This is a genomic window from Umezawaea endophytica, assembly GCF_025061645.1.
In the GTDB taxonomy this organism is placed as follows: Bacteria; Actinomycetota; Actinomycetes; order Mycobacteriales; family Pseudonocardiaceae; genus Umezawaea; species Umezawaea endophytica.
Window position 1 is genome coordinate 515,749 of record NZ_JANYMP010000005.1, and the last position, 18,062, is coordinate 533,810.

The 18,062-nt window shown below is 72.5% G+C and carries 5 protein-coding genes; 4 read left to right on the forward strand and 1 reads right to left on the reverse strand.

Going from position 1 to position 18,062, the window contains the following annotated elements:
• Positions 1 to 31 precede the first annotated feature (31 nt).
• Positions 32 to 15,154 carry a hypothetical protein gene (locus tag NZH93_RS14455; RefSeq protein WP_259623560.1) on the reverse strand — a complete coding sequence of 5,041 codons (15,123 nt, stop codon included), beginning with the start codon at positions 15,152 to 15,154 and terminating at the stop codon, positions 32 to 34.
• 73 nt (positions 15,155 to 15,227) lie between these two features.
• On the opposite strand from NZH93_RS14455, the gene NZH93_RS14460 reads away from it, so the two are divergent.
• The 4 genes from NZH93_RS14460 to NZH93_RS14475 all read left to right on the forward strand — a co-directional run bounded on the left by NZH93_RS14460 (position 15,228) and on the right by NZH93_RS14475 (position 17,885).
• On the forward strand, positions 15,228 to 16,163 hold the full coding sequence (locus tag NZH93_RS14460) for a hypothetical protein (protein ID WP_259623561.1): 936 nt from the start codon (positions 15,228 to 15,230) through the stop codon (positions 16,161 to 16,163).
• A 418-nt stretch (positions 16,164 to 16,581) separates the two neighbouring features.
• Positions 16,582 to 16,734, forward strand: a complete 153-nt coding sequence (locus tag NZH93_RS14465) for a hypothetical protein (RefSeq protein ID WP_259623562.1) — start codon at positions 16,582 to 16,584, stop codon at positions 16,732 to 16,734.
• A 53-nt stretch (positions 16,735 to 16,787) separates the two neighbouring features.
• On the forward strand, positions 16,788 to 17,579 hold the full coding sequence (locus NZH93_RS14470; protein ID WP_259623563.1) for a hypothetical protein: 792 nt from the start codon (positions 16,788 to 16,790) through the stop codon (positions 17,577 to 17,579).
• A 66-nt stretch (positions 17,580 to 17,645) separates the two neighbouring features.
• A complete protein-coding gene (locus tag NZH93_RS14475; protein WP_259623564.1) occupies positions 17,646 to 17,885 on the forward strand; it encodes a hypothetical protein in 240 nt (79 codons plus the stop codon).
• Positions 17,886 to 18,062: the final 177 nt, after the last annotated feature.

Here is an 18,062-nt window from a genome sequence, read left to right on the forward strand (position 1 = left end):
GAAGGCCCGCCAGGTCGGCCACGGCCTCGGGTCACACCACCGCGGCGGGCTCGCCGAACAGGTCGCCCGTGATGGACGTGGTCCGGCCGTCGCGGTCCTTCACCACCGACAGCGCCGGGGACGCGGTGACCGAGCCCTGCGGCGGCACCACGGCCGGAGCGGTGACGACCGGCGGCACCACCACCGGTGGCACCATGGCCGGAGGGGCCACTACCGCCGGAGGCACCACTAGCGGAGGAGCCACCACTGCCGGAGGCACCGCCGGCGGAGAGATCACCACTGCCGGAGGCACTACCGGAGGCACCACCGCGTCGCGCAGGGCGGTGGCGTCGATCGCGGACCTGCGCTCCGGCCACGTGGTCGGGTCCGACTCGACCACGGTGATGCCGTGGGCCGCGGCGAAGTCCTCGATCCGCGTGCGCACGGCCGGGTCGAGGCCCGTGCGCGGCACCGACACCTCCGCCACGTCGCGGTCGAACCGGACACCGCCGTACACGTGCGTCTCCAGCAGCAGGTTCGACTGCTCGACCATCCCGTCCAGCCCCAGCGCGTTGTGGACGATGCCGCTGACGTAGTCCTTGCGGTTCTGCGCGAACATGTCGTGCATCAGGTCCACGACGGTGGCGCGCTCAGGACCCTTGGCGCCGAAGGTGTAGTACGACCGGCCGCGTACCCGCGGGTCGAGCAGCAGGTGGGTCTCGCCGTAGTAGTCCGTGCCCTCGAAGCCCTTCGTCCGGTCGTAGTTCACGTTGACCGCGCCGAACACGGCGGCCTCGTGCGGGCCGAAGCCGCGCCTGCCCGACTCGACGTCGTCCTTCTCCCGGCGCCACCGCGTGTAGTTGTCGCCCCGCGCGGAGTTGACCTCGTTGGACAGCGTCCAGAACGCGAAGTCCGGGTCCTCGGCGAGCAGCCCCTCCAGGTAGCGGACCTGCCGCGGTGTCCTGACCGCGTCGAGCTCGGCGGCGGCCAGCGTCGTCTTGGCGCGCTGGTGCTCGGACTGGAGCGCCCTGAACTCCGCGCTGCGGTTGTGCAGGTCCTCCGTCTTCACCTTGGTCTCCAGCTCGCCCAGCAGCCGCTGCACCTCGGCCCGGTGGGCGCTCACGTCGTTCGGCTTGGCCTTCAACGCCCCGAGCGTGGACGAGTCGACGACGCGCAGGCCCATCTCCGCGGCCGTCAGGTAGTGCGCGTCCGGCAGGGCGAGCGCCGCCGCGCCCTCGTCGGTGCCGAAGACGGTCCCGCCCTTGAGCGAGATCGTGACCGGCGCGGTGGCGAACCACGTCTCGGCCTTCGCGAGCACCAGTTCGGCGGCGGCGAGGTCCGGCACCCCGAGCTTCTCGACGAGGTCCTGCCTCACCGACTCCCGGCGGGCCGCCGCGGCGGCGTCCACCCGGCCGCCCTCGACCCGGTTGGTCCGGATGTCGCGCAGGTGCTCGTACTGGCGCTGGGTCAGCGACCCCGCGTGGTCGGAACCCGGCAGCGGCACCGAGTCCGCGGCCGGGGCCAGCCCGTTCCGGCCCGTCGTGAGGTCCGCCGCCGTGAACGGCAGCGGCCCCGGCGCGTCCGGGTGCCCCACGGTCGGCGCGGCGACGGACGTCGGGGGCACCCACGCGGGCTCCGGCACCGACGTGGGCGCCAGCACGGCCCGCAGGCCGTCCAGCCGGTCGGACGCGGCCTTCGTGAGGACCAGGTCCTTGTTGTTCCACTCGGGCGCGTCCGGCCTGTCCCGCTTGAGGGTGTCGAAGAACCGCTGCGACGTGGTCTTGCGCAGCTCGACGGACTGGCGGAAGTACCCCGGCGCGATCTCGCCCGGCAGGTTCTCCAGGTCGAACGCGCCGTTCGCGTTCGGGTCCCGGCCCAGTTCGCCCCGGTAGACCTCGGACAGCGTGTAGGACAGCATCTCCGCCTCGTAGCGCCTGCGCAGGAGGTCGAAGGTCGTCAGCGGGTCCAGCCCGGCCCGCTGAGCGACGGCCTCGACCCTGGCGGCCACGGCGGGGAGTTCGACGTCCCCGCGCATGAACGAGGTGAGCGGGTCGTCGGACACCAGCGCGCCTGCCAGCCGGACGGTCTCCGGGGACATCGACGACGACGCGTCGCCGTCCCAGCGGAGCCGGTCGGCCTGCGACTCGACGACCTGCCGCGCGAACACCGGCTTCAGCAGCGGGTCGTTGAACGCCGCGGCCATGTCCCTGGCCACGTTGTCCACAATGGACGCCAGTGCGATGGCGTCGTTCCTCGTCGCCGCGTCGGGGCCCTGCGCGGTCGCCTCGGTGATCCTGGGCAGGATCCGGACGAGTCCGGGGAACGTGCGCGGCTCGGGGCGGCCGAGCACGTCCAGCACCCGCAGCACGTGCTCCCGCGTGCTCTGGTCCTGGCGGATCCTGGCTTCCGGGTCGTTCAGCGCCAGGTCCACCAGCGGCATCCGGGTCGCCCAGTCGAGGACGCCGGTCGGGCGGCCGGACGTCGGGGTGGACGCCGCGGGAACGGTGGGGTCCACCACCGCCTCCGGCGGGGTGCCCGCGATCCGGTGCTGCTCCGCGAGCGCGTCGGCGGCCTCCCGGACCTCGCGCGTCCGCCGCTCGGTGTCGGCGACGGCGGTGGCGCGTTCCTCCAGCGCGGTCTGGAATTGGGCGGCGAGCACGACGCGCCGCTGGTCGTCCTGAGTGGTGAACAGCGCGTCCGCGCGGTGGTCGACCTCGCGGTCGGCCCGCACGTTCGCCTGCCGCGCGACCGCCTCGGCCCGTCGGGCGTCCGCCAGCAGCGCCTCGGCGGCGGCCACCGACGTGACGGCCGGGGCGTTCGGCGGTGCGACGTCCGACTCGAAAGCGCTGGGCGGCTGCGGGTTCGGCGACGCCAGCGCGTCGGCGCGGGTCTCGATCAGCCACAGGTTGCGCGGCTTGATCTCCATCGTCGGCGAGTCGATGCCCGCGGTCATGGGGCCGTTGTCGGCGACGACGCGGCCCTTGCCGTCCTGGTGCTGGAAGACCGGCTTCGCCCGACCCGGTTCCACGTACTCGTCCTGGAGCCCCAGGAAGTGCCCGACCTCGTGCGCGAGCCGCCTCGAATCGGTGTCCACGGGCCAGTTGAGCTGGTTGGCCCGACCGTTGGACCCGGTGATCGAGATGTGCCCGTGGGCGTCGGCGGGGTTGTCGGTGAACTCCACCGTCACGTGCAACTGGTCGCCGCTCGGCAGGCGGTGGCCCTGGTTGAACAGGGATTCCACGCCCTCCAGGGTGCGGGCCTTCACCGCGTCCACGTCGGGGCCGGACCTGTCCAGGTGCACCTTGACGGTGTAGTCCTGCACCTTCACCCCGTTGACCTCGACCGTGCGCTTGTCGTAGGCGATCGGACCGCGCCACGCCTTCAGGTCGACCTTGCCGGGCGCGATGGTGCTGGTGGTCAGCACTCCCCCGTCCTCGGACCGCACCGTGCTGACCGGCGCGGTGTCACGGGCCGCGCGGATGTCCTGCGAGGACACCGGATTGCTCGGCCGCGACCACTCCGCGCTGGGCGCGTCGCTGTGCCGCCACGACTGGTCGGACAGGATCGGGTGCGGAGCCTGCGGACCACTCGCCGTGATCACCGTGTCGGTCACCTTGACCGACTTCGGCGCCTCCGGCGGCACATAACCCTCCGGACGCTGGAGGTCCCAGTCCACGTGCACGTCCGCGGCGTTCGCCCTGCCGCCCTCGGCGACACCGATCTCGACCGAACCACCCAGCTCGGCCGTGAGGGCGTCCTTGACGATGTGGGCGTTGGCTCCCGAGACCTCGATCACGGGCGGGAGGTAACCCAGCTCCGCGCGCTGGGTGACGGCCTCGCCCAGGTGGGCGACCAGCAGCCTCACCGAGGCCGACTGCTGCGCGTCCAGCGCGGTGCTGCCCGGTGCGAAGTCGAACGACCGCTCGGGTGAGGGTCCGCGCCGAACGGGGACGTCCGACGAGGGTGCCGTCCACGGCGACGGCGCGCTCGCGGAGGACGACGGGGCGTTGGGTGCCTGGACGGGCTTCCAGCCCTCGACGAGGTCGTCGAGGAACGCGAAGCGCCGCGGCGCCTCGGCCCGCAGGCGGTCGGGGTCGAGGAAGTAGACCATCGCGGCCTCGGACAGGTCCTCGTCCGGGTTGGTGGCGCCGTACTTCGTGATCGGTGGCTCGGCGGCGAAGTTGGGTTTGCCGTCGGGCGCCCACGTGCCGACCTCGCGGCTGAAGTCCGGCAGGTCCGCCGACAGCGCCTTGGCGATGCGCTTGGCCCTCGCCTCGGACAGCTCGACACCCTGCCGCTCGAAGACGTCCGGGTGCCTGTCCGCGAGGCCAGCGATGGCCGCGGCGTGCTTGGGCGCCGCCTCGGCGAAGGTCGACGCGCCGAGGAGGTGCGACTTGATGGACTCCTTGAAGTCGTCGGCCGCGTCCTTGGTGTTCTTGTACGGCGGCTCGGCGCCGTCGGCCAGCACCGGTTTGCCGTCGGCGTCCCAGGTGCCGAACTTCGCGGTGTACTCCGGCAGCGCGTACTTGAGCAGGCCGTGCGCCAGCTCGTGGGTCGCCGTCGCCTCGACCTCCTTCGCACCGCCGCCGAAGGAGTTCCCGACCATCGCCATCGGGTAGATGTTGAACGTGTTGTGCGAGGCGATGTACTCGCCGGTGGCCAGCAGGAACGGCGACGTGCCCTTGATGGCCCGGTTGACCGCGCCGACGTTGGTCAGCTCCTGCGGGTGACCCGCGCGGGTGGAGTTCTCCCGCGCCGCGCCCAGGATCGGCTCGTAGTGGGTCAGCGCGTCCTGGAGCCCCTTGAGCTCCTTGGTGTCCCACTTGCGGGCCGCGACCTTGTCCAGGTTGGCCTGGGTCGCGCCGGGGTGGCTCTCCTTGACGGCGGTGGCGCTCGCGGTGGAGTCGACCTCGATGCCGTACTTCTCGGTGATGTCCGCCATGACCTGTCGGGCCTCGGTGGTCACCACCGCCGCGTCGGCGTCCTTCGGGACGGCGACCTGCTCCGTGGCGGGAGCGTTGGGCGGCTGCGGGTACGCCTCGGCGTCAGCCGTGGGGGGCGCGTGCGGCGAGGTCACCGCGTCCTGGCCGGTGATGCGCCGGTGGTGCTCGGCGACGGTGTCCGGATCGGCGAACATGGCGGCCAGGTCGCGCATCTTCTGCGCGGCCTCGTGGTTCCCGGCGTACTCGAAGTGCCTCTGGTCCGGCGTCAGCGCGATGCCGTCCGCCCCGGCCTGGAAACGGTCGGTGAAGGCGTTCGGGCCGTTCTTGGTGGCCCCGCTCCGGTCGACGTACGTGCTGTCGGGCGTGTAGGAGGAGAAGTCCGCCTGGTAGTACTGGTGGAACTCCTCGAACAGCTTCCTCGGGTTGTCCGGGTTCGTGCCGTCGATCTTGCCCGCGAGGTCGTGGATGAAGCTGAACGCCTCGTCCGCGCTGATCTTGTTGCGCAGGTAGAAGCCGAACGGGTCGGAGTCCACGATCGCCCTGGCGGCGGCGAACTCGCGCTGGTTGCCCCACAGGCCGCGGTGGCGGTCCATCATCTCGACGGCGAGCTTGTGCTCCGGCTCGCGGTCGTGCCTGCCCTGGCCGTCGCCGAACTGGTTCTTGGCGTTGTTCTTCTCGATGTCGTGGAACAGGATCGCCTTGGCCAGCGCGTCGACCGGGATGAGCCGGGTGTCCGCGTTCTCCGCGGCGGTGAGCTTGAAGTACTGGCCCAGCACCATCTGCGAGTGCTCGTAGAAGGTGTGCCCGTTCGTCGTGCGGTAGGGCGTGAGCTGCGGGACGGTGGCGACCTCGTCGAACTTCCGGTCCAGGTCGCCGAACCGGGCGATGAGCTGGTCGACGACGGCGTGCGCGTCGCGATCGGGGGCGTTGATGCTCGCGCTGAGCGCGTCACCGGCCACGCGCTGCGCCTCGAAGACGTCGCCGCGCTCGGCGTTCCACTGGAAGTAGGAGTTGAGGAACGGGTCCGCGCCCTCGGGCCTGGTGTTGAAGTCGACCGCGATCCGGTCGGAGTCGGCGGCGACCAGCGCGCCGATCTCCGCCTGCGTGGCGATCTCGGGCACCTTGGCCATCAGCGCGTCCACGTCGGCCGGGTCGACCTTGGCGAACGTGAAGGCCGCCAGTTCGAGGCCCGCACGGGCGCGGGCCTTGCTGGCCACGGCGTCGGCCATGGTGTCGCGGAAGGACTGGTCGGCCAGCGCCAGCGCGGGGTCCGTGCGCAGCGCGGTCCTGATGTCGTCGGACAGCTTGGGCAGCACCTCGGTGGACACGACCGCCTTGAGGTCGTCGGGGCTGGTGCGGAGGAGGTCCTGGCCGGTGAAGGCGTCCAGCGCGCCGGTGACGACGGGTGCGAGGACCTTGTTCTCCGCCACGTCGGCCAGCAGGTCCGCGTCGATGCCCACGATCGAGGTCGGTGCGGGACGCGGCCTCATGTTGTCGGCGACCCGCGTGCCGAACTCGGTCAGCCGCTGGCCGCTGAGCCAGGTGCCCTTCTTGCCGCCCTTCGGGAAGGCGTCGAGTCCGTCGAGGTTCTGGAACTCCTGGGTGAGAGCGGCCACCATCCCGGTGCGCAGCTCCTGCGCCACCCGGTCGCGGCTGTCCGGGTCGAGCAGCGCCAGGCCCTGGTGCGCCACGACCTTCTTGACGAAGTCGTCCGCGGTCTTGGTGATGACGTAGTCGGAGAACTCCCGCTGGCCGGACTTCGGCTTGAACCCGTTCTCGATCAGGTCCTCCAGGTCCGCCCGGCTCGCGTTCGGCCCTCCCATGGTCTTGATCGAGGCGTCGATGGTCCTCGCGGCGTCGCGCGTGGCCTCCGGCACGACCACGTCGCGCACCACCTGCTGGAAAACGGCCTGGTCGACGCCCGGTGTGCCCTTGTCCGCGAGGTGGTTGCGCAGGGCGTCGGGGCCGGTGGACAGGACGTCGTCGCTGATCTTCCGGACGTTGACCGACGTCGGTCCGACCTCGTTGAGGAACTGGTTGAGGCGGTGGACGCGGGCGTCGAAGCCGAGGTCCTTCGGCCCCGTGGCCTGAGCGCCGGGACGGGGGTTGGGGATGGACTCGTGGTCGGGGTCGATCCGCGCGTCCTCGGTGCGGTTCTCGGCCCCCTGCTTGACCTGCTGCCAGGTGACGTCGTGCTCGCGCAGCCGGGTGGCGATGTCGTGCAGCCCGTGCGCGTCGTTGCGGAAGCCGTCGAACTTCCACGAGCCGTCGGGTTCCTTCTTCCAGGTGAACCACGGGTCGTAGGCCTTGCCGACGGCGTCGCTGCGGAAGTCCGGGCTCAGGCCCACCTTGCCGTTCATCTCGGTGAGGGGCGTGACGCGGCCCGCCAGCGACTCGTGGGCGAACCCGGCCGTGGGGTTCGCCGGGTAGCTGGTCAGCGAACCGGGTTCGGCGTTCTTGATCAGCTCGGTGAGGTGGTCGCCGCCGATGCCGAACTGGTTGGGCTCGCCGCGCTGGTCGACGTTCACCGTCGGCCCGGCGACGCCCTCGATCTTGGTCTCGGTGGTGATCTTGTTGAACGTGTCCAGCGGGACCAGGAACGACCGGAGCACGGGGCGCTTGATGATCGAGGAGTTCTGGAGGTCGGGCTTGCCGCCGTCGGTGTGCTCGTACTTCGTCAGCCACTGCAACGCCCGCTGCGGACGACCGGCTCCGGCCCACAGCGGGCCGTCGCCCTTGCCCGTCGAGAAGGTCAGGTCGCCGGTCTTGGGGTCCTGCTGGATGTCCTTCCACTGCGACGTCGGCTTGCCGTCGGCGTCCGGGGTGATCGTCTGCGGGTTGACGATCGCCGTGTAGACCCGGACCTGGTGGCGGCCCGCGATCGTCTCGATCTCGAACTCGCCGCGGTTGACCGTCTTCAGCACGCCCTCGTGCCTGATCGTGGTCGGGCCGGGGTAGGACACACCGGGGCGTCCGATGTGGACGTTCTCCTTGGTCGCGTGGTAGCGGGCGCCGTCGCCGGTCTCGCCGTTCTCGACGACGTGCACCGGGAGACCGGTGATCGGACCGTGCGAGGTGAACTTCCCGTCCGTGCCCAGCACGTGCACGCGCACCCCGGCGGCCTCGGCCACGTCGGCGATCGTGGCCGACGACGTCGCGGCGTTCACCTTGTCCACCAAGGCCTGCTGGGCGTCCGGTGAGGTCGGCGCCAGCGTCACGGCGATCGAGTCGACCAGGCTGGCGCGCGTGTCGACGGACTTGACGTCGAAGGCGTAGCCACCCTGCACGTTCAGCGCGTCCTCCTGCGCCTGCGTGACCTTCGCGCCGTCGGGCGACGGCGCGTTGGGCGGTGCCAGGGGCGAGTCGACGGACGCGGACGGCGGCGCGGCGTTGGGTGAGGCCAGCGCGTCGGCGCGGGTCTCGATCAGCCACAGGTTGCGCGGCTTGATCTCCATCGTCGGCGAGTCGATGCCCGCGGTCATGGGGCCGTTGTCGGCGACGACGCGGCCCTTGCCGTCCTGGTGCTGGAAGATCGGCTTGGCGGGGCCGGTCTCGTGGTACTCGTCCTGGAGGCCGAGGAAGTGGCCGACCTCGTGCGCGAGCCGCCGGGAATCGGTGTCCACGGGCCAGTTGAGCTGGTTGGCCCGGCCGTTCGACGGCGTGATCGCGATGTGGCCGTGCGCGTCGGCCGGGTTGTCGGTGAACTCCACCGTCACGTGCAACTGGTCGCTGCTCGGCAGGCGGTGGCCCTGGTTGAACATGGACTCGACGCCCTGGACCGTACGCACCTTGACCGCGTCGACCTGGGCGGGCGTCGCGGAGGTCGACGGGTCGAGGAACACCTTGACGGTGTAGTCCTGCACCTTCACGCCGTCGACGTCGACTGTGCGCTTGTCGTAGGCGATCGGACCGCGCCACGCCTTGAAGTCGACCTTGCCGGGGGCGATGGTGCTGGTGCTCAGCAGACCGCCGTCCTCGGACCGCACGGTGCTGACCGGCGCGGTGTCGCGGGCCGCCCGGATGTCCTGCGAGGACACGGGGTTGTTCGGTCGCGACCAGTCGGCGCTGGGCGCGTCGCTGTGCCGCCACGACTGGTCGGACAGGATCGGGTGCGGAGCCTGCGGACCACTCGCCGTGATCACCGTGTCGGTCACCTTGACCGACTTCGGCGCCTCCGGCGGAACGTAACCCTCCGGGCGCTTGAGTTCCCAGTCCACGTGCACGTCGGCGGCGTTCGGCCTGCCGCCCTCGGTGATCGTGACGTCCAGCGCGCCGTTGAGCTTGGTGTCCAGCGCGGCCTTGACCGCCGGGGCGTTCGCACCGGAAACCTCGACCTGGGGCGGCAGGTAGCCGCGGTCCGCGCGCTTGCCCACGGACTCGGCTAGGTCGGCGGCGAGCGCGTCGACGGTGGCCGACTGCTGCTCGTTCAACGACGTGCTGCCCGGCGCGAAGTCGAACGACCACTCCGGCGAGGGGCCGCGCGGGGCGGGCGCGGGGGCCGTGGACGGCGACGGGGTCGCGGTGGAGATCGGCGGCACGCCTGCGCTCGGCGGCGCGGGGGGCGCGGTCGAGCCGGGGGCCACCGGCGGGGCAGGCGGGGCGTTGAAGGCGTCGACCTGCTGGTCGACTGCGGTCTTCGCGGTCCACCACGCCTGCTGCCGGGCGTCGGCGGCGTTCCTGGCCTGCTCCAGGTCCTGCTCGGCCTGGGTGATCCGGTCGGCGATGCCCTGCTGGGCGTCGACCGCGGCACCGAGGTCGGTGTTCGCCTGGTCGAGCAGGCCCTGGAGCCGCTGGGCCTCGTCCTTCGCGGCCTGCAACCGGCCGTTCTCGGTGTCGAGGGTGTGCTGCGCGGTGTCGAGGTCGGTGACGGCCGTCGCGTGGTCGGTGTCGGCCTTGGCGACGGCGTCGGCCGCCGCGTTCACCTCGGCGACGGCGACGCCCTGGTCGATCACCGCCTGGTCCAGCTTGCCCTGCGCCTCGGTCAGCTTCGCGGTGAGGTCGTCGAGCTTCCCCTGCTCGGCCGTCAGCTCGGTCTTGGCGCTCGCCAGGTCGTCGGCCAACTTCGGGCCGACGAGGTCGGGCTGGGCCAACTGCCCCTCCACCGGGACGGGGCGCGGCGCGTTCAGGTGGCCGTCGAGCGCCGTCTGGGCTCCGACGACCTTGGCGTTCGCGTCGGTGACGGCGGTCTGCGCGGCGTCGACCTCGGTGGTGAGGTCGGCGACCGCGGTGGTGTTCGCGGTCACGGCGTTGTCGGCGTCGGTCTTGGCGCCCGCGGCGAGGTCGGCACGGGCCGCCGCGTCCTCCTGGGCCTTGACCTGGTTGTCGATCTCCGCGTTCGCGTCCGCGACGCCCCGCACCGCGGTGTCCACAGTGGTCTGGAGGCCGGGGATCGCGTCGGTGACGGCGGTGAGGTCGTCATCCGCCTTGGTGGCGGCGTTCTGCCGGTTCTCGACGTCGGTGTTCGCGGTGGCCAGGTCGGGTGCGAGCCGGTTGATCGTCTCGTCGGTCGCGTGGCGGACGGTGTCGGACGCGACCTCCTGGTCGCGCCACGCCTTGGCCGCGTCCTTCACGCCGGTCTGCGCGGTCTCCAGCGCGGGCGGCAACGGCTTGCCGAGCGCGGTCTCCACCTCGGGCGAGGGCATGCGCACCTGCGCGGCGCCGGGCACCTGGAGGTCGACCACGCCGACGCGGCCACCGCCGAGGTCGGCGACGACCCGGTACTCGACGTCGTAGGTGACCAGCCCGGAACGGCCCTGCGGCTTGAGGTTGGTGACCTTGTTGTCGGTCGCGCCGCCGGACGTGGCGGAGCTGTCCTCGCTCCCGTGCTTGCCCTCGATCCCGCCGGTGGAGAAGCCCACGTCGGGATTCTTGGACGTCACGCCCCCGGAGGCCGCGCCGATCGAGAAGTCACCGGTCTCGGTGTGCTTGGACTCGCTGGAGGAGGTGGTGACGGTGGTCTTCGGGTTCTCCAGGTTGACGCCGTCGCTGAGGCCTTCGAGGCGGGGGTTGACCAGCTTCGCGTAGACCTTGACGTCGGCGTGCTGGCTCACCGTCAACGCGGCCTGGTGCAGGCCGGGGACCTCCAGCGCGCCCGTGAGCATGCCGGGGAGGTTGGGCTGCAACGACTCCGAGCTGAGCGCGGACTGCAAGGCGTTCATGGAACCGGTGCCCTTGCCGGTGATGCCCTGGTTCGCACCCGCCGCGGTCAGCGCGCGGACCGCGGCGTCCTGCAACGCCTGCGCGCCGCGCAGGTTCTCCACCGACGCGGACGGCGGCAGCACGGCGGGAGCGGCCGTCGGCGTCGCCGGGCTGGGGGCGGCCTGCCACGTGCTCGCGGCGGCGGGGTTGCCCTGCGCGGCCGGGCGCGGCGTGGTGGTCGGGGAGAACGCCGCGGTGTTCGCCGGCGTGGCGCCCGCGATCTTCTGGTTGTCCGCGAGCACCCGCACCGACATGTCCTGCTGGGTGCTGGAAGCCCGGCCGACGACCTGGTTCCCCTTCTCCACCAGCAGTTCGAAGGTGACCGGCACGCTGTACTTGACCGCCGGGCCGCTGCCCGCGTGCAGGTGGCCGACCTGCTGGGTGGTCGAGTCCGTGGTGGAGTTCGAGTGCGCCTGGCCAAGGCCGACACCGGCGACGGCACCCGCGGAACCGGACAGGTTCGGGTTGCCGGTCGACGGCAGACCGCTGCCGGGGACCCGGAGGCCGACGCCCCAGGCGGTGCCCTTGCCCTGCCCCTGCGAGATCTTGGCGGTGCCGGTGGTGGTGTGCTCCATGTCGACGCCGTCGTTGACGACGCCGTCGAACGTCGGCGTCCCCAGGGTCGCCTTCAGGGTCACCTGGTAGGTGTCCTTGCCGAACACGCCGGGGTCGTGCACCAGCAGCGGGACCCCGCCGTCGAGCGCGCTGTCCACCAGCGCCTTGACGCTCGCCTCCGACGTGAGGTCGGTGAGGCGCTGGAGGTTGTTCATCGAGTCCTTGAGGACCGACGGCGGCATGAGGTCGGCGCCCAGCGCGCCGAGGTTGGTCCGCAGGTCGGGCACCAGGCCCGAGAGGTTCGGCACCTTCTCGACCAGGCCGAGGCCGAGCGCGCCCGGCTCGCCGGGCTTGAGCGTCGCGGGCGGGCTCATCGCGCCCATCGGCGGCGTGGTGTGGGTGGGCAGCGGGGGCAGCAGGCCCATGCCGCGCGCGGTGTCCTCGCTGACCCGGACGAAGACGCCGCCCGGCAGCGTGACGACGGAGGCCGAGCTGCGCGGCGTGCCGCCGTAGAGGGTGTTGCCCGACCGGCTCTCCCCCACCACGGTGATGTCGGCGTCGAGCTGGACGAGCACCGTGCGCCCGCCCGCCGGGGTGACCCGGTTGCGGTCGACGCTGCCGCCGATCTCGTTGGCCTCGGTCGACGACTTCGACCACGGCGTCCACTTCGCGGTGGCGCCGATCGCGCCCGACCCGGTCGCGCCGGTCGACGGCTTCATCGGCGTGTTGATGCCGACGCTGAGGTCCACCGACTGGGCGCCGGTCTTGCTGTCCCCGGCCTTGAAGCCGCCGGTGCTGGCGTTCTCCGTGGCGGTGTCGTCCGAAATGGACACCAGCTTCGGGTTGTTCAGCGCCACCGACATGCCCACGGCGCCGGTCCGGTCGGTGACGCGGCGGCCGTACTTCAACCCGCCCTCGGTCACGCCCTTGTCGACCAGGGTCCGCAGGTTGGCCTTGATGCTCTCCGGGCTGAACAGCTTGTCGACGCGGTTGCGGGCGTCGGTGCCCGGCACGCTCAGCGCTGTGTCGCCGTTGGCGGCGGCGTTGAGCGCCGCGATGGCCTGGTTGCGCACGGCCTCGGTGTTGGCGACCGCCTCGACGTGCAGCCACGGCTCGACCGCGGGCTTCGGCGACGTCAGCATGGTGCTGATGGTGGTGTTCGGCGGTGCCGCGGCCACCGTGGCCGCGCCCGGCGCGAAGACGGCCGGGTTGGACTTCATGGCCGAGCTGTCCGACACCCACAGGTTGACCGTGCCGCTGATCTCCGGCAGCCGCACCGCGTTCGCGGGCGCGGGCTGGGCCGTGGTGCTGGTCTTCGCGACGGTGGTGGGCTCGGGGACCTTCAGGAACGGCGAGCCGGGCGTCACCCGCTTGACCCACGAGCGGTTCTGGGTGAACTTCGTGACCTCGATGTCGAACGCCACGTCGTGCTGGAAGAGCTGGGAGTTGGGGCTGCCGACGTTGAGCGCGGTGCTGTTGACCGTCGGGCCCGCGGCGTTCTTCGTCGAGGTCGAGCTGTTGTACTTCGCACCCGCGGTGGGGGCCGGGCTGGCGCTGGTGTTCCCGGTGGTCGACGGGATGACGACCTTGCCCTCGACGCCCGCGCTCCAGCCCTTCTGCGTGGTCGTGGAGCTGTCCAGCTTGGGGCCGGTGGACGCGGCGCCGCGGATGTTGCGGGCGTCGGCCTGGCCGAGGTGGACGGGGTTGGTCACCCTGGCCTTGACCGTGACGTTGACGTACTCGTTGGTCGCCAGGCCCTGCTTCTTGAGCTGGATCTGCACACCCGGTCCGAGCAGGCTGTCCATTTGGGACTTCAGCGCGGTCGGCGACAGCTCCGTCGTCAGCTTGCGCTGGTTGGCCATCTGGTCCGCGAGGTCGGAGGCGTTCTTGCCGATGTCACGCGGGTTGCTGTTCGGGTCGGCGAAGCTCGGCAGGAAGCTGTCGAAGCCGGGCAGGCCGCGCAGCGCGTTCTCGACCTGGCCCTGCACCTGGTTGGCGGGCGCGAACTCGCCGACCTTGACGTTGCCCGCCGCGGCGGCAGCGGCCAGGTACGGCGGGGCGAAGCGCGGGGTGGGCGTCGGCGTCGCCAGGTTCGGCGAGGTGCCGGGCGGCACCTGGAGGCCCGCGCTGCTCGCCTCGGGCACGCCGAGCCTCATGTAACTGGTGGCGGGCACGGTGATCGTCGCCCCGTGCGGGGTCTGGATCTCCAGGTTCACCGTGACCTTGTAGAGGCCGGTGTCGCCCTTGATCTGGACGCCGGTCTTCACCGACGAGCTGGTGCCCGAGTTCGACGACTCGGTGGTCTTCGCCGAGTACCCCGCGGTGACGCCCGCCGTGCCGCCGACCTGGTTGGGCGCGACCGCGCCGCCGCCGAAGCCGACGTTGACGTCGAACCCGCTCTTGGTGGACGAGGACAGACCGGTGCCCGTCGCGGTCGACTCGTGCAGGCGCAGCACGGTGGTCGGGTTGGTGCCGACCAGTTCCGCGCTGACCGGCGTGGCCCTCATCCGGACCACGCCCGCGCGGCTGCCGTGCGGGCTGACCAGGTCCGGCGACACGACCCAGCCGTTGAGCGCCGGGCCGAGGTTGTCGCGGATCGTCGTCGGGTCGAGGAAGTTCTGCAACGCCGTGCGGCCGGGCGCGCCGAGCCTGGTGATGGACGGGTGGAGCTGCGCCGCGACGTTCGCGAACGCCACGTCGGTGTCGAGGTCGACCACGGCCTCCGGCGCCGGGTGCTCCAGCGCGGCGCCCCAGCCGTTCGCCGGGACGACCGGGGTCGGGGCCACGGCGGGCGGCGTGATGGTGGAGAGGTCGTCGGGGATGTGCAGCGTCACGTCGACGTCGGCGTTGGGCGCCGACGTGACCGTGACGGGCGCGCCGACCGGGTTGTTCTGCGCGTCGGTCAGCGACACCGTGTAGGTCACCGGGATGACGGCCGCGACCGAGCCCTCGCCGGAGCGGATGGCGCGCTGGTCGGTGGTGGACGTGCCGGACGTGCTGGACTCGACCGGCCTGCCCAGCGGAACGCTGACCGAGGCCGCACCGTACGGCCCGACCCCCGCCGAGATGACCCCGCCGACGCCGACCGTCGCCGACGTGCCGACCGTGCCCGTGTGCGCGGTCGCGTTGCCGCTGTTCACGGTCATGTCGACCTTGGTCTTCGTGTCCGGCGTCGTGACCGCGGTGTTCGGGTCGACCGGCGGGTCCAACGTCGCCTTGACCGTCGCCTCGTACCAGTTCCGCCCGACCTTGATCGGGAACTTGCGGCCGTTGTCGAGGAACGACTCGAAGTTCTGGGTGAGCGCGGTCTCGATGTTGTCCACACCGACCGGCGTGACACCGGCCCGAGGCGGCAGGAGGCCGTTCACCGCGGCCGTGACCCGCGGGCCGCCGTTGACGTTGGACGGGGCGATCGTGCCGAGGGCCTGGTTCTGCTGGAAGAACGCCGGGAGGTTGCCGCGCGACGGCAGTACCGGCACCGGGCCGGGCGGTGGGGGCGGGGTTGGCGTTGGGGTTGGGGTGTTCTGGTTTGCGGCCGGGGTGGGGGTTGGGGTGGTCGCTGTTGTCGCGGGTGCGGGGGTGGTGTTGACGGGCGGGGTTACCACCAGCATCGGGATGATCTGCGGCTGGGCGGGGTTGGCCGCGGGGTTCGGGGCGGGCGTGCCGAAGAGGCCCTGGAGGAACTTCGGCGCGTTCGGCGGAACCGGCGCGTTCGGGTCCGTGGTCCGGCTGTTCTGCGAGTCGTCGATCGCGGCCGTCGGGCCGGACAGCTTGGGGGCCGGCTGGGTGTTTGGGGCTGGCTGGGCGCCGGCGGGTGGCGGTGTGGTGTTCGGGGCGGGCGTGGTGTTTGGAGCGGGTGTGGTGTTCGGCGCCGTCTGGGTGGCGGCGGGCGGCGGTGAGGTGTTTGGGGCTGGCTGGGCGTTCGGGGCCGGTGTGGTGTTCGGTGCCGGCTGGGCGTTCGGGGCCGGTTGGGTGGCGGCCGGGGTGTTCGGCGTCGGCGCGGGTTGGGTCGCCGGGGTGGGCTTCGGGGACTGCGTGTCGGCGGCCGGTTCGGGGGCGTGGGTGGCCGGTGCGGGTTGGGTTCCGACCGGCGTGTTCGGCGGAGGCGTGGCCGCGGGCTGGGGCGTGATCGGGGCGGCAGGCGGAGGCGTGGCGGACGCGGGCTTCGGCGACGGCACGTCGCTGGCCGGGGCGGGTGCCGTGGGCTTGGGCTGCGACTCGATCGGCGCGGGCGGGGGCGAGCTGGCCGCCGGAGCAGGGTTGGCCGGAGCGGGGTTGGCCGGAGCGGGGTTGGCGCTGACCGGCGGGGTGTTCGGAGTCTGCTGGGCGACGACCGGTGTCGCTGGGGTGGCGGGGGCGGGCGCCGGGGCGGCGGGCTTGGGCGATGGCGCGTCGACCGGTGCGTTCACTGCCGGCGCCGCTGCGGGCTGGGCGGTGACCGGAGTGGGCTTCGGGGACGGCGCGTCGACCGGCGAAGCCGCGGGCTGAGCGCTGACCGGTGCGGCCGGAGCCGGGGTGGCGGGCGGGGGTGTGAACGACGCGGGCTTCGGCGCCTGGACGTCACCGGACGGCGTGCTGACCGCCGGAGCGGGCTGAGCGCTGACCGGCGGGGTGATCGGCTTCGGCGCCGGCTCGACGGCGGCCGGTGCGGGCCTCGGCGACTGCGTGTCGGCGGCCGGAGCCGGAACGTGTGGCACCGGAGCGGGCGACGGTTGAGCACTGACCGGCGCGGAAGCCACCGGTGGCGCAACGGCGGGCTGCGGAGCAAATCCGCCCAGGCCACCCGACTTCGTCCCAGCAGGCACCTGCCCGGCCGGGGTTGAGGCGGCCGGGGTCTGCGCGCCTGGGTTCGACGAGGCAGGCGCGGGGGCAGCCGGAGCCGGAGCAGCCGGGGTCGACGCGGCAGGTGTCGAGGCGGCCGGAGCCGAGGCAGCGGGTGCCGAGGCAGCCGGAGCCGACGCGGCAGGTGCCGGGGCGGCCGGAGCCGGAGCCGACGCAGCCGGAGCAGCGGGTGCCGAGGCAGCCGGGGTCGAGGCAGCGGGTGCCGGAGCCGAAGTAGCCGGGGTCGGCGCGGTCGGAGTTGGGGCTGTCGGAGTTGGAGTTGGGGCCGGGGTGTTGATCGGTGTGGAAGACACCGGTGGTGCGGTGTTGGGCTGGGGGCCGAATCCGCCTAGGCCGCCCGACTTCGGGGCGGTCGGGGCCGTGCTGGACGGTGCCGGGGTGCTGGGTGTCTGTGCGGCCGGGGTCTGGGTGCTCGGGGTCGGGGTGGCCGGAGCCGGGGTGCTCGGGGCCGGGGTGCTCGGGGTGGTGGTGGGTGCGGTTGAGAAGGGTGGTGTGGAGGTGGGCCTGGGGGGTTGTTGGGTGGGGGTGCCTGGTTTGTCTGCTGGGGCCTTGGAGATGGTGCCGTCGCCGCTTGGGCTGGTGGCCAGGTCGAAGGAGCCCTTGGACATGCCCGGTGCGGTGAACTTGCTGCTGCGGTCCGTCGGCTGGCCGCCGGGCGCCGCGCCGCCGCCTGGGGCCATCGGAGCGCCGCCGGGCTGGGCGCCTGGTTGGGTGCCCGGTTGGGTGGTGGTGGTCGGTGCGGCGGAAACGGGGGTGGTCACGTCGGGTCGTGGGCCCGCTGCCGGTGGTGCGGCGGCGGGGGCTTGTGGGCTGATCGGGGGTGTCGCGGTGGGCTGGGGGCCGAACGACGGCATGCCGGTGGGCTTCGGTGTCTGGACGCCGCCTGGCGCGGAGGCCGCAGGCGGGGTGAAAGCGGCGGGCGGGGTGAAAGCCGGCTTGGCGCCGGGCGTACCCACGGGGGCCTTGGAGATGGTGCCGTCGCCGACGGTGCTCTTCGGCAGGTCGAACGCGCCCTTGGACGCTCCGGGCGCGGTGAACTTGCTGCTCCGATCCGTCGACTGACCACCGGCCGCGCCGCCACCTCCGGGCGCCATCGGCGCACCGCCGGGCTGGCCGCTGGTGTTCGGCGTGGCGGAACCGGGGGTCGTCACGTCGGGCCGCACGCCGGTCGGCGGCTGCACACCGGTCGACAGCGACGGCGTGAGGTTCGGCTTGGAGGAGACCGGCGGCACCGTGCTCGACGCACCGCCAGGCGCACCGACGGGCGCCTTGGAGATGCTGCCGTTGCCCGCGGGGGCCTTCGGGGCGTCGAACGCGCCCTTGGCCGCACCCGGAGCGGTGAACTTGCTGCTGCGATCCGTCGACTGACCACCGGCCGCGGCACCGCCACCGGGCGCCATCGGCGCGCCACCGATCTGACCGGCACCGGGGTTCAACGCGCCGGACACGGTCCTGGGAACCCCACTGGTCCCCGTGGTGGGCAACGTCGCGCTGCCCCCCTTGGCACCGGGAACGGTGGGCGCCGTGCCGACCGGTCCCCCACCG